Raw genomic sequence first — 13691 nt, 5'->3', positions numbered from 1 at the left:
AGACTTAACCCTACAACATGTGATAATAGAACTGGAGGTAGGACCAAGTGAGCGGTGCAAAAATTCTTGTGGTGGAGGACGAACGTATCACGGCTGAAGATATCAAGGCCGGACTGGAATTCGATGGTTACCAGGTTCCTGTTATTTGTTCTTCTGGCGAAGATGCTGTTCAAAAGGCAGGTAAAATCAAGCCTGATCTGGTTTTGATGGATATCAGACTGGAAGGTGAAATGGATGGTATAGATGCTGCTTGTGAGATTAGGCGTCTTTATGATATACCTGTAATTTACCTTACAGCTTACTCTGATGAGAAGACGGTGGAAAGGGCTAAAAAGACTGAACCATCTGGATTTTTGGTAAAAGGTCAGGGAATTATTAACAAACCTTTTGAAGACACTGAACTTCGTGCTGCTATTGAAATTACTCTGTATCGTCATCATATGGAAAAAGAACACCACCAGTTATTTTCGGCAATGCTCCGCAACGTTAGTGAGGCTGTAATATCCACTGATCCGTCTAAGAAGGTGAGATTTATCAATAATGCCGCCGAGAATATCACGGGCTGGTCAAAGGACGATGTCCTGGGTAAGAACCTGGAAGATGTCTTTTTAAAACTTAAACCTCTAATTGAGGAGGAGATGGACCTGGGAAATGCACTGGCTCCCGGTGAAACTCCTTCTTATAAGGCCATGGATGGATCTGAGGTGCTTTTAGAAGGCACTGTCACTCCTTTAAATGACAATAAAGGGGCAGTGAGTGGCCTGGTTATCATATTCAGGCCTCAAAATAGTCTATAATTATTCAAACTTCATAAAGATTATCTGATGCTCTTTTGAAGTAACTTAAAAAGAGAGGGATGCAAATGGCGGCCGCAAAGATCCTGGTAGTCGAAGATGAACGGATCACCGGAGAGGACATAAAAATGGGTCTGGAAAGTGCAGGCTACACGGTTCCATCCATTGTTTCGTCAGGTGAGGAAGCAATCCAAGAGGTTGAGAAATTCCTCCCGGACCTGGTTCTGATGGACATAAGACTTAATGGGGAGATGGATGGTATTGAGGCAGCGGAAAATATAAGATCCAGATTTAAAATCCCGGTAATTTATCTAACTGCTTTTTCTGATGAAAATACTGTAAAACGGGCTAAAGAGACTCAGCCATCTGGATTTATCATCAAAAAACCATTTGGATTTTTACATAAACCATTCGATGACAACGAACTACAAACGGCCATTGAGATCACTCTTAAACATCATGAACTGGAAAAGAAGTTTTACCGTCCTGATAAATGGATACAGAACATGCTAAGCAACATCAGTGACGCTGTTATCTCCACTGATCCCCGGGGTCGCATCAATTTTATGAATTCATCGGCTGAAGATATAACTGGCATGAAGGAAAAAGAAGTTCTGAATCGAGAGCTCCAAGATTTATTCATCAACCTCAGAAATGATAATTCTGAAGAAGATTTCAACTTAAAAATACCTCAAGAACTCATTTTTATGGCCAGAGATGGATCGGAAACGGCTGTGGACGGAAATTTAACTATGATAGATGGTGTTGATGGTAAAATAGAAGGTTATGTGGTCATATTCCGTCTTAAACAATCTTAAATCGACCTAAATTCATAAAAAACTAATCCTGCACTTTAAAGTCATAAAAGACAGAAATTGATAAAAAATATAGTTAAACATATAGATATCCATGAGAATAAATATGTAATATATAATAAGGATAAGAGTTATTACCATTAATATCATTGGAGGTTAAAGCGATGTCAGAGGAAAATATAGTGTACATTGGTAACAAGCCGGTAATGAACTATGTCTTAGCTGTAGTGACTCAGATGAACGGTGGTGTCTCTGAAGTTATTCTAAAGGCAAGAGGAAGAGCAATTAGCAGAGCAGTGGACGTTGCTGAAATCGTAAGAAACCGCTTTATTACCGACGCAACCGTTACAAACATTGACATAAGCACTGAGGAGATCATGAGTAATGAAGGGTCTTCTACTAACGTATCAGCTATAGAAATATCTTTAGCCAAGGAATAAATCAGTGAAATCTTGAAACCTCAATGGTTTCATACTTTTTTTTATTTTAGCTGTTTTAAAGGAATATTTTATACTACTGAAAAAGAAAAATCTAAAGCCGCTGGTGCGGCTTTTAAAAACTGAATCTACTCTTCTTTTTTCTTTCTACCCCTTATAGCCCTTAAACCCACTAGCAGGGCTAAAATTACTACTATGGCTCCTCCGATGTAGTAGGCGAATATGGATATGGGTCCGCTTTCCTTATCATTTTTTAAGGCATAGAGGTAGCCGTCATTCCCACCGATGTAGATCATGTTACCGTAAACAACAGGAGATGACTCTAATGGAGCGTTCATCAAGTAGTACCCTGGGTTGTAAGTCCATTCTTCTTTTCCGGTATACTTGTTGAGTATGTATACAGTGCCATCGTCAGATCCAAAGACAATTTTATTATCAAGGAGTGCTGCTGTGGATTTAACGGCTCCCAGACCTTCAACCACCCATTTTTCGGTTCCATTCCTGGTGTCCACACAGGCCACCTTACCATTATCAGCCCCTATGAAAAGGCTGTTATCAGCTGAATCGATGGTTGGAGAAGATTTAATGGGTTTTCCCATTTCATAGTTCCAGGATAGGGCACCATCTTCCAGGTTCAGGGCGTAGATCTTACCATCATTTGATCCCACATATAATGTTTCGTTCAGAATGGATGGTGAGGATTGAACCTTATCTCCGGTGGTGTACTCCCATTTTTTCTCCCCGGTTTCTGCATCCAGGGCGTATACTTTCCCGTCATCAGATCCAAAGTATACTATGCTTCCATTAACTATAGGGGATGATTTAATAGCATTTCCGCTTTCGAACTCCCATAATAGAGATCCGTTGGTCGAAATCGCGTATAAACGTCCATCATTTGATCCCACATAAATGGTGTCCCCATCCACTGTGGGGGATGATTCAATGGAGTTTCCGGTTTTGTATTTCCACTCCACTTCTCCATTTTTAGTGTCCTGGGCGTATAGATATCCGTCCATGGAACCAATATATAAAGTTTCATTTACCAGAACGGGAGATGATATAACTGCTCCCTCAGTCTTATAACTCCATAACTGAGTCCCCTGCTCAAGATTAACTGCGTACACGTACCCATCACTGGACCCGAAATATATCACTTCGTTCATGATGGCTGGAGAAGACTTGATGGATTCTCCGGTCTGGAAGTACCAGGAAGTTGGGGTGAAATCTGCTGATTGTTCTAAATTCCCGGTGCGCTGTTCATTCAAATGAAACATGGGCCAATCAGCTGCAAAAACTGGAACCATTGAGATTTGTGCTAACATTAGGCACATTGCCAGAAATCCTATGAGAAATTTCTTATTTACATTCATAATATCACCTATAGTTTATTTTCAACCTAAATATCTCGATTAAACCTGGTTACGCCCAGTGCAAAGAACAGCAGGGTGAAACCCAGAAGAACAGCTATAGATGTCCATATGTCTCCGATTCCTGCTCCTTTTAACATAACTCCTCTTAATGCGTTGTTAGCATATGTTAAGGGTACCAGGTATGCTATTTTTTGGAATATCCAGGGCATGGTTTCCAGAGGATAGAATACTCCTGATATGAACATCATGGGCATGGTGAAGGGCATCACCATCTGGATGTAGTCTTCCTGGGTACCGACCCGGGCGGAAATCATTATCCCAAAACCTACAAAGCACAACGCTGTGAGCACCATTAACAGAATGGTAAGTACCATGCTTCCGTTTATTGTAACTCCAAACAGTACTATGGCTGCAACAATCAATACCATAGCAGTTGCAATTTGTATGGTTAGTCTTGATATGATTTTACCTCCTACTACGGTAGCAACGCTGGTAGGAGTCATGAACAGTCTAGCAAGTTCTCCTCGCTCTCGTTCACCTGCCAGTGACTCCCCCATACCCATCATAGCCCCCATCATAATGGTCATGGCCAGCACTGCAGGCACCAGGAAGTCAATGTATTTGATGTCCCCATAGATCTTGTTGATCTGGAAGTTGATAGAATTCATTATATTCTGAAGGTTTATCCCAGCCAAGGGAGATGAAGTTTGTACTCCCTGTGATTGTACTTGGACAGATGTGGACTGTACTCCCATGGCTTCCAGCTTCTGCATTCCTATTTGAGAAGATATTTGGCTGAAAAGGGCCTGTGTGACAGGTATCAAAGCTTGTGTGGCCATTTGATCCGATGAATCAACATAGACCACCACTGACTTAGCGTTGGTGCTGTTAAGGTTTTCATAATCAGGGGGCATTATAATAGCTGCCTTAACTTGTCCTGATTCCACCATTTCTCGCCCCATTTGAGGGTCATTTATAATGTCCTTCACATCGTAAAGCGACATACCTTTAATAGCGTTAAGGGTGGCATCAGTTACCGGACCATCTGTCTGTTTCACCACTACTACTGGAATATTTTCAATGGATCCTCCCATACCATAACCAAAAAGGGCGATCATGAGTATGGGGAAGATGAAGATGGATAATAAGCGTGGTTTATGTCTCCAAAGAACAATTAAGTCTTTTTTTAGCATCCACATAATTTTTTTGGTTTCCACCAACTCACTCAACTCCTTTTTCTTCGTTTTTTACCTTTTTAGCAGTTACTTTAATGAATACATCCTCCAATGAGGGGTCTTTTGTTGAAATTGACTTTATATTCCCCTCATTTTCCATGATAGTCGTTATAACGTCATTTATAGCATTCTCGGTGTTTGCTAATTTAAATGAGAGTCTTCCTGACCTATGGCTTTCAATTTCAAGTACACAGGGAATTTCGTACAACTTTTTCACCAATTCGCTATCTGAATCACTGATCATAATGCTCATTTCTCGGGCAATATCTATTTCAGATTGCACAGCAACGTTTTTCAGTTTTCCAAATGACGGATGTTCACTGGCGGGAGATTTCTCTAGTTCGCGCACGATTTCACCAATATTACTTTCTGCACTACATTTTTTCTCTGCAAGTGTAGTATCTTTTAATCCCTGGGGGGTGTCAAAAGCTGCTAATTTTCCTTGATTAATTATACCCACGTGATCACAGAGCATTTCCACTTCATACATGTCGTGGGAACAGAGGATAATGGTGTGGCCCTTCTGATTCAATTCGTCTATGAGATCCCACAGAACGGTCTTGGTGGTAGGATCTAGACCAATAGTGGGTTCGTCCAGGAACAGGATGTCAGGTTGGTGAATCAGACTAGCAACTACGGAAACTTTCTGTCTCTGCCCCCCGGACATCTGTTTTATCGTCTTATTCTCTGCGTATTTAATGTCCACTAACTCCATTAGTTCATCAATTCTCTCTTCTTTTAGGTCGCGAGGCATTCCATAAAAGTCAGCGCAAAGTTCGGCGTTTTCTCTGGCGGTTAAATCTCCATAAAGGCTTACTAATTGGGGAACCATCCCGATTTTTTCCCGGACTTCGTTTGGACTATCATTTATATCATGACCTGCAACACTTGCAGATCCGCTGGTGGAGGGGATGAGGCATGTAAGCATTTTAATGGTAGTGGTTTTACCGGCTCCATTAGGACCTAAAAATCCAAATATGCTCTTATTTTTCACTTTCAAATCTAGGGCGTCCACTGCGACGAAGTCTCCGTAGCGTTTGGTTAGATCGAAAGTTTCTATAGCGTATTTCATAAACTTAATCTCCTATTTTCTTTTGAGTCCAAACATATCATCCATGAATTCGTCCCAAATATGGGTGGAGTCATGCTCCCGGCCACATAAAGCGATATGCCTGATACGATCAAGACTTTTCTCTCCTTCCGTTGTAATTTCATAATATTTAATTTTTCTCTTGCCCTGATGTTCCCAGGTTCCACTGATCATACCCTTCTTTTCTAAATCGTGTAGAACAGGATATATCATACTGGCACTAGGCATTTTCCTATTGTAAGGGGCAGATTCATGGATCTGAGTCATTATTTCGTATCCGTGTTGTCTCTTTTTACTGATGAGCCACAGGATCATCACTTTACCAAAACCCCTCATAAACCCCCCAATCATCTTTTTATCATGTTTAGGCAAATTTTTCACGATATATTCGCACGGATTTTTATTTTTATCCTCTTCTGAATTTTCAGTACCCGGATTTTTAGAATTCGAATTATTTCCTGGCATTTTACTCCCACTATATTATTAATCTTGATATATAACTTTTCAATATATCTAATTTTGATATATCGAGTATAGTACTGTATTAAGGGGTATATAAAAGAAACGGTGGATTTGGATTTCATATGAAGCGTGAACATTTACTCGGATTAGGTTCACATAAAACCATCACTCATAATTTAAATTCAAAATAAAATGTATAGGCCTTACATTTCAGCGATTAGTCATGTTTATATAATTTAATTTCTACAGGGATTTCATAAAAATTTTTATAAAAATTTTTAATGAATTAAACCCAATTATAAGTTGATACAGTTCAGGGGGTTGGTAACTTGAAAATTGGTTTCTCTACTTTAGCACTTTTTGCGAAACCATTTGAGGAATGGCTGGAATTGGCCATGGCAGATGGTTTTAACATGATGGAAATACTCTGTGAAGGCCCCTATTGGCCAAGAATCCTTCTTTCAGCGAGTGATGGGTTGGATATTTTTTCTTCTTATGATATCAGTCTGTATCTCCACGCTCCCACCATAGATCTTAACCCGGCCAGCCTAAACCCTGGTATCCGGGGGGAAACTCTCAAGCAACTATGTGAGACAGTTGAATTAGCGTCTAAAATCGGTGCAGAAGCCATAACCACCCATCCTGGTTTAATACACAGATTGGAAGATAGGATTAGGAGTATGGGTCTTTATTATTCAATTGAAACCCTTAAAAATGCTAATAGCTATGCTGAGGACTTTGGAATAACTTTTTCAGTGGAGAACATGCCCAATCGTTATGCTTATTTCTGCAACAATCCTGAGGAACATACCTATTTCACCCGGGAGTGTAGTTGTCAGGCTACCCTGGATCTGGGTCATGCCAACACCTCGGGAGAATTAAAAGAATTCATTAAAATGCCCCGAATCCACTATTATCATATAAGTGACAACAACGGAGAAAAAGATCAGCATTTAACCTTAGGAGAGGGTACTCTGGATTTGAAGCTATTGGATGGTATTGATAAGGTTATTATAGAGCTAAACAACTATCAGAATGTTCTGAAAAGTCGAGAAATACTCTTATCCAATTTGTAATCGAGGAGTGGAAATGAAAAGCACGATTTATTTTACGGATCTGGTTTCCAGGGGAAAGGATGATAGTAAGGTCAAAAAGCTGGAGAGATTATTCGATGGGGCGAGGCTGGGAGAAATGATCCAAGAAAATGATTTAGTGGGCATTAAACTCCATTTTGGTGAAGAAGGTAATGATTCATACATCAATCCTGTTTTTGTCCGGGTCATAGTTGATCTGGTTCGAAAAATAGGGGCTAAACCTTTCTTAACTGATACCAACACCCTATACTATGGCAGTCGACATAACTCCATTGATCATCTGGAAACGGCTATAAAACATGGATTTGACTATGCCGTGGCTGGAGCACCCATCGTCATTGCTGATGGACTCTATGGTGACCACTGGGTACCGGTCGAGGTGGGTCTCAAACATTTTAAGGAAGTAAAAATTGCCGGGGACATAGTAAAATCAGATAGTTTAATGGTTTTATCTCATTTTAAAGGTCATGGCATGAGTGGATTTGGTGGGGCCATCAAAAACCTGGCCATGGGTTGCGCTGCCGCCCCGGGGAAGCTGGAACAACATGAATGCGCCAAACCGACTATTGGTTCAGCTTGTACGGGATGTGGAACATGTGTGGATAAATGTCCAGTTTCTGCCATGTCCCTTTCCCATGGCCGGGCAGTCATCGAATACCCGGACTGTATAGCTTGTAACAACTGTCTGGACACCTGCCCGGATTCCTGTATCGAGCTGGACTGGGAGGCCATGGAACCATTTATGGAAAAAATGGCCGAATACGCCTGGGGGGCCGTGAAAAACAAAGAAGGTCAGGTGGGATATGTGAACTTCCTTTTAAACATTACACCCGATTGTGACTGTGTCTCCTGGAGTGATCGTCCCCTGGTTCCGGATATTGGGGTCATGGCATCCAATGATCCGGTGGCTTTGGATCAGGCCAGTTACGATCTGGTCAATCAGCAACCTGGCCACGAAAATTCTTTACTAACCCACAGCCATGCTCCTGGTGAAAACAAGTTCAGGGGAGTGTGGGAGAACGTTGATGGGCGGGTTCTGTTGGAATATGCCCAGGAAATTGGAATGGGAACCAGGGATTATAAATTATCGAAGATATGAGTCATGGATTAAGTTAATTAAGATTTAAAGTCATTGACAAAAGTTCATAACTTGTTTTTAAATTGTTAAAATATGGGGTATTGTGCCCTGAATTTTTTTTATTTCTTCTACAGTAGAAAACAAAGCTGGATGCCGGATAAGATCGGGGCCGATTTTCTTCTACAGTAGAAATTAGTAGTATCCTTTGGCGGTTAAAATTAAAATTCAATCTCTAAAATTTCTTTTATATTATGAACAATTACATCAGCCGCTTCATAAACTTTACTCGGCACAATTTCACCTTGCTGGAGAGTTAAAACGCCAATATCTGCTTCTCTCAGTGCCAGGATGTCATTGGCGCTGTTTCCAACCATCATCACCCGGTGTTTCTTCCGGAGTTTCTTAACGATATCCCTCTTTTTCCAGGCATCGGCAGTGCCGTAAGTATTCTCGCTGGGGATATCAATGAAATCAGCTAACTGTTCTAGAGAAGTTTTCCTATCTCCTGAGGCCACAAATATCTGGGATCCCCTGTTTTTGAGTTCATTTATGACTTCTGGAACTTCTGGAAATATTTTACCTCCGGCGGTGATGGTGAACTCGATTTTTTGCTTATCCACGTTGAGTATTAATCCTGACCCACTGCATATCTGCACGTTATATTTTTTGTTAACCACTGTGGAAATGGTGTCCTGAACGTCCTTAATCTGGGCGTAACCATCCTTTCTAATGGTTTCCCAAACTTGTTCTTTTTTAACATCCCCCGAGGAGTAACTTATGTCAAATTTCACCTTATTTTTTTGAAGGAAATGGTAGACCGTCTGATCACTAATGGCGTTGGCTAAACACTGGGCAGGGTCAGTCTGCAACACCACCAGGGCTCGGTTAGGCACCATATCCACCAGGTCAATGGAGTTTACATCATCGCAAATAACTCCGGTTCTGAGATCCTTAATGGCCCTATATCTTTCAATTAGGGTTCCTGAATTGTCAAAAACAACAACCGTCATTATATTCCACCTTAGCTCCATGGTCTTTTAAATGTTGTGGATAAGTTAATTTCTGGGATTAATATCCTTTAATAATTACAGGGACCCTATCTGGGCACTGAACACAAAATAAATGCCTAAACATATCATGAAAATTCCACATCCGTACATCAATGCTCTATAATATTTCTGGGTTAAAATATCCGATCCTTTACTGGTAAAGAAGGATACCAAACTATAAAATCCTAGATCTGCCGCCCAGTGTCCGGCCATAAATCCTAAAATTCCGGCTAGGCCGGCAAACTCCAGGCCCTTAAGAACAAATGCCCAACCAATGGTCACCCACCAGATGAAAAAGTAAGGATTGGAGATGCTGCTCAGAATACCGCCCAGCACTGATCCATACTTATCGGGGGCTTTCACCTTTCCCTGAAAACGGGGGGGCGATGATTGAGAGATACGATACCCCATGTATACTAGAACCAGGCCACCGACGGTGCCTATTAGTAAAGTAGCAGTGGCAGATCCGATTAACCAGCCTAAGCCCAGTAACAGTAACATTAAAATCGCCACTTCGGCAATGATATGTCCGGAGACAACCATGGGTCCGGCCATGGGGCCTTTATGTAATGAATTAGAAATGGTGACGGTTAACATGGGTCCTGGAACCAGAGCTCCAGATAGGCCAACCAGGAATGAGCTCGCTGAGAATAAAAGCACTTCCACCATCAATTAAACCACATTGAAACTTTACCAACAAAGAAGTTAATGATTAAAATTGGAAATGGTGGTTATTAAATCATTGGAATCCATATCCGATGAGGGCATACGTTCTTGATAGGGCTAGTAAGACGGTTTCAAATGGGCATCCATTATCCTTGGAAATTAAATTTGGTTCCAACTCCCTTTTCCAGGGCCGTCCTATATATTTGCCAGGCGGTAACTGCATCCTGTACTGCCAGTCCAGTAGAATCAAATATGGTGATTTCATCCCTTTCTCGACCAACCTTTTTGCCGATGATAATTTCTCCCAGTTTCGCGTGTATATCTTTTCGTTTTAAAACACCCTGCGAGACGGGCACGTTAATTTCTCCACTGTGCTTAGCCTGTTCCCAGGAATCTATTATGATCTTGGATTCTTGCAACAGACTGGTCTCTAATTCCTGTTTGCTGGGTGCATCTGCCCCCATGGCGTTGATATGGGTCCCGGGACTGATCCAATCGGCTTTGATGAGGGGTTTTCGGGACGGAGTGGTGGTTACAATCACATCTACATCTTGAACCGCCTTTTGTGGCGAATCCACCGCTTCCACTTCAAACCCGTAGGTTTCGGTGGCATTTTTGGCGAAGTTACTCCGGGTGCTGCAGGTCCGACAGTACACTTTGGCTTTCTCTATCTTCATGACCTCATTCATGGCCATTAGCTGGGTACAGGCCTGTCTACCTGCTCCAATTATTCCCAGAGTGTCTGAATCCCGACGAGCCAGATATTTGGTGGCCACTCCGGCTGAGGCACCAGTGCGCATATCCGTGACCCATGTTCCGTCCATGACCGCCAGTGGAAAACCCGTTTCTGGATCAACCAGTTCGATGATGGCCATCACCGTGGGCAGTTCATGTTTGATTGGGTTTTGGGGGTGGACATTTACACATTTCACTGCAGCCTCTTCCTGGCCCCTCACGTAGCAGGGCATGATTCTTAGATCCCCCTCCGGGAAGAATAGATATTTTTTGGCTGGCATCTGGACTTGTCGTTTAGCATAGGCAGCAAATGCGTTTTCAACACTATCTAAAACTTTTTTCATGTCCGTTAAGCCTTTGATTTCGTTTTGCTTCAGGAGAATGGTGTCAGGCATGGTTATTCCTCCAGCTTAATCTAGGTTTCATTTCAGTTAAATTTACGCTATTTAAACTGCTATCATCTGACCATGTTCTAAGCAATACTTAATTTACCTGGGGCTATGAAACTAAAAACCAGGAAAATGGAATATGGAAAAGTGAAGGTGTATCCCGTGCAATTAGAAGAGCGATTTTGGGAGATAGATGCCCTGCGTGGTGTGGCCATTGTTATGATGGTAACTTACCATTTCCTTTTTGATCTTTACTACTTCGGCATCTTCCCAGTCCACATAAACACCCTCCTGTTATGGATTTTTGCCCGTAGTACGGCGTTCCTATTTTTAGTTGTGGTTGGGATATCACTGACCCTGAGTTACAATCGAGCCAGGCTACAAAGAGAAACCCTGCCAGCGGATGACAATCAACTCATGTTCTGGAAATACTTGAAAAGAGGTCTTAAAATTTTCACACTGGGACTCCTAATCACTCTGGTGACCTGGTTTTTCATTCCCGACAACTTCATCATGTTTGGGGTTCTACACTTCATAGGGCTGGCTATAATCCTGGAATATCCCTTTTTAGATAGAAAATATTTTAACCTGGTTCTGGCCGCCATTTTCATGGCACTTGGTATTTATTTGGGACAGTTTGTCTTCAGTGAATCCTGGCTTCTGTGGTTAGGTCTTAAACCAGCGGTTTTTCATAGCGTTGACTATTTTCCTCTACTCCCCTGGTTAGGGGTGGTTTCGTTGGGCCTGTTTGTGGGCAACACTTTCTACCAGGATTATCAGAGACAGTTTAGGATGCCAGTTATCCATGATCATAACTTGATTAAATTAGCATCGTTCCTGGGCCGGCATTCTCTCCTTATATATGTGATACACCAGCCGATCCTCATTATAATCTTATATTTAACAGGTGCACTGCAGGTGAATTATATTTTGTAGAAATTAGCAATGGGATGGTTCTGAAGTTTTAATTTTTTGGCTTGTCCATGAAGACGGAATATAGATGGGAGCATATTTTATATATCCTATTTTGATGAAACATTAATGCAATATTATTAAACAACATTTTTCTCCCATTAATAAGGTGGCTTTATGAAACTTCTGGAAAAATCTCAACTCATCAAAAATCAGGAAATAAAGGCAAGGGACAACCTGGAAACCTTCTGTCAAACTATAAAAAAAGTTAACCCTGAAATAAATGCTTTTTTAGAGATAAATAAAGAGCAAGCTCTGAAAAGAGCCCGGGTTATTGATTCTAAAATTGAACGTGGGGAAAAGGTTGGCAGACTGGCCGGCCTGGTTATTGGAATAAAAAGTAACATAAATGTGGAGGATTTCCATATAACCGCCGCTTCCCGGACTCTGGAAAACTATCGGGGTAGTTATGACTCCACCGTGGTGAGGAAAATCAAAGAAGAAGACGGAATCATCATCGGCGTAACCAACATGGATGAATTCGCAGCAGGAAGTTCCACTGAAACATCGTGTTTTGGCCCCACCCAGAACCCCTCTGCTCCGGGCCTTATTCCCGGCGGATCCAGTGGTGGCAGTGCCGCGGCGGTGGCCGCTGGTATGTGTGATTTGACTTTAGGGTCTGATACTGGCGGATCTATAAGAAACCCCGCATCTCACTGTGGGGTTATGGGCTTCAAACCCACTTATGGTGCTGTGTCCAGGCAGGGACTTCTGGATCTGGCCATGAGTCTGGATCAGATTGGGCCTTTTGCCCCGGATGTGAGTGGACTGGCCCTTCTCTTGGATGTTATTGGTGGACTTGATCCTAAAGAGTGCACCACCCTGGATTGGCAGGCACCCCCCTACGCACCGGCAGTGCAGGATCCTTTAGATCAGCTTAAAGCAGTCCGGGTGGGTGTAGTCAAAGAGTTTTTTGATGTGTCGGATGAGTCCATAGTTAAAATTATTGAAGGAAGGCTTCAGGAATTGGAGGAGTCAGGGGCAGAACTGGTTGAATTAAACTTTGATTATCTGGATTTATGCCTACCTACCTACTACTTGATAAATTATGTGGAATTTTTCTCGGCCACCCGTAAATACGATGGTCGAAAGTACGGGCATCGTATCGAAGAGGTGTGTGGAGAAGAGGTACTTCGCCGGATACATATGGGATCTTACATCAGTCAGAAGGAATACAGTGGAAAATACTACAAAAAGGCTTTACAAGCTCGTTCCCTGATTAGAAAAGAGATTAACAACCTATTATCTGGAGTGGATGTATTAATTGGCCCCACCGTTCCAAAACTGCCCCATAAACTCGGAACAGATCTGGATACCATGGAAATGTATGCCTATGACGTTTTGACCGTGGTTGCTAACCTGGCAGGCATTCCTGCCGCCAGCACCCCTGCTGGAAGTGTGAAGGGAGTGCCGGTGGGGATGCAGGTACAGGCCAAACCCCAGGATGACCTGAAAATTCTTCAAGTAATGTCCTTTGCAGAGAACAACCTTTAATTCGCTATAAG

Annotated in this window: 14 protein-coding genes; 7 read left to right on the top strand and 7 right to left on the bottom strand. The window is 42.1% G+C overall.

Features of this window, described 5'->3' with window-relative positions; genetic code table 11:
- Positions 1–47 precede the first annotated feature (47 nt).
- The 3 genes from FGU46_RS04935 to albA all read left to right on the top strand — a co-directional run bounded on the left by FGU46_RS04935 (position 48) and on the right by albA (position 2049).
- Entirely contained in the window at positions 48–797 is a 750-nt protein-coding gene (locus FGU46_RS04935) for an ATP-binding response regulator (protein WP_286477766.1), read from the top strand.
- A gap of 65 nt (positions 798–862) precedes the next feature.
- On the top strand, positions 863–1612 hold the full coding sequence (locus FGU46_RS04930) for an ATP-binding response regulator (RefSeq protein WP_286477761.1): 750 nt from the start codon (positions 863–865) through the stop codon (positions 1610–1612).
- 161 nt (positions 1613–1773) lie between these two features.
- Positions 1774–2049 carry a DNA-binding protein Alba gene (albA, locus tag FGU46_RS04925; protein WP_286477758.1) on the top strand — a complete coding sequence of 92 codons (276 nt, stop codon included), beginning with the start codon at positions 1774–1776 and terminating at the stop codon, positions 2047–2049.
- Between the two features lie 125 nt (positions 2050–2174).
- On the opposite strand, the gene FGU46_RS04920 is transcribed toward albA, so the two are convergent.
- Genes FGU46_RS04920 through FGU46_RS04905 form a run of 4 tightly spaced genes read right to left on the bottom strand, consistent with a single transcriptional unit; the run spans position 2175 to position 6206 of the window.
- Entirely contained in the window at positions 2175–3416 is a 1242-nt protein-coding gene (locus FGU46_RS04920; protein WP_286477755.1) for a beta-alanine-activating enzyme beta-propeller domain-containing protein, read from the bottom strand.
- 26 nt (positions 3417–3442) lie between these two features.
- Positions 3443–4636 carry an ABC transporter permease gene (locus tag FGU46_RS04915; RefSeq protein WP_286477748.1) on the bottom strand — a complete coding sequence of 398 codons (1194 nt, stop codon included), beginning with the start codon at positions 4634–4636 and terminating at the stop codon, positions 3443–3445.
- 1 nt (position 4637) lies between these two features.
- On the bottom strand, positions 4638–5723 hold the full coding sequence (locus FGU46_RS04910) for an ATP-binding cassette domain-containing protein (RefSeq protein ID WP_286477741.1): 1086 nt from the start codon (positions 5721–5723) through the stop codon (positions 4638–4640).
- Between the two features lie 12 nt (positions 5724–5735).
- Positions 5736–6206, bottom strand: a complete 471-nt coding sequence (locus FGU46_RS04905; RefSeq protein ID WP_286477736.1) for a PadR family transcriptional regulator — start codon at positions 6204–6206, stop codon at positions 5736–5738.
- 326 nt (positions 6207–6532) lie between these two features.
- Here FGU46_RS04905 and FGU46_RS04900 point away from each other — a divergent pair, with 326 nt between their 5' ends.
- Together FGU46_RS04900 and FGU46_RS04895 are read left to right on the top strand one after the other, a co-directional pair.
- On the top strand, positions 6533–7279 hold the full coding sequence (locus tag FGU46_RS04900) for a sugar phosphate isomerase/epimerase family protein (RefSeq protein ID WP_286477734.1): 747 nt from the start codon (positions 6533–6535) through the stop codon (positions 7277–7279).
- Between the two features lie 13 nt (positions 7280–7292).
- A complete protein-coding gene (locus tag FGU46_RS04895; RefSeq protein ID WP_286477723.1) occupies positions 7293–8396 on the top strand; it encodes a DUF362 domain-containing protein in 1104 nt (367 codons plus the stop codon).
- A 197-nt stretch (positions 8397–8593) separates the two neighbouring features.
- Here FGU46_RS04895 and FGU46_RS04890 read toward each other — a convergent pair whose 3' ends face one another.
- The 3 genes from FGU46_RS04890 to ala form a co-directional block, all read right to left on the bottom strand.
- Positions 8594–9385, bottom strand: coding sequence for an HAD family hydrolase (locus FGU46_RS04890; protein WP_286477719.1), 792 nt, complete (start codon positions 9383–9385; stop codon positions 8594–8596).
- A gap of 75 nt (positions 9386–9460) precedes the next feature.
- Positions 9461–10093: a LysE family translocator gene (locus FGU46_RS04885; RefSeq protein ID WP_286478561.1), complete on the bottom strand. Its 633-nt coding sequence runs from the start codon at positions 10091–10093 to the stop codon at positions 9461–9463.
- Positions 10094–10236: 143 nt separating this feature from the next.
- The gene (ala, locus tag FGU46_RS04880) at positions 10237–11220 is read right to left on the bottom strand and encodes an alanine dehydrogenase (RefSeq protein WP_286477711.1); all 984 of its coding nucleotides are present in this window, start codon (positions 11218–11220) and stop codon (positions 10237–10239) included.
- 105 nt (positions 11221–11325) lie between these two features.
- On the opposite strand from ala, the gene FGU46_RS04875 reads away from it, so the two are divergent.
- Both FGU46_RS04875 and gatA read left to right on the top strand, forming a co-directional pair.
- The gene (locus FGU46_RS04875; protein ID WP_286477709.1) at positions 11326–12150 is read left to right on the top strand and encodes a heparan-alpha-glucosaminide N-acetyltransferase; all 825 of its coding nucleotides are present in this window, start codon (positions 11326–11328) and stop codon (positions 12148–12150) included.
- Positions 12151–12303: 153 nt separating this feature from the next.
- Positions 12304–13680, top strand: a complete 1377-nt coding sequence (gene gatA / locus FGU46_RS04870; RefSeq protein WP_286477703.1) for an Asp-tRNA(Asn)/Glu-tRNA(Gln) amidotransferase subunit GatA — start codon at positions 12304–12306, stop codon at positions 13678–13680.
- Positions 13681–13691: the final 11 nt, after the last annotated feature.

Origin of the sequence: Methanobacterium sp. CWC-01 (genome assembly GCF_030323845.1) — an archaeon.
GTDB lineage: Archaea > Methanobacteriota > Methanobacteria > Methanobacteriales > Methanobacteriaceae > Methanobacterium > Methanobacterium aridiramus.
This window is presented reverse-complemented; position numbering and strand designations above follow the sequence as displayed.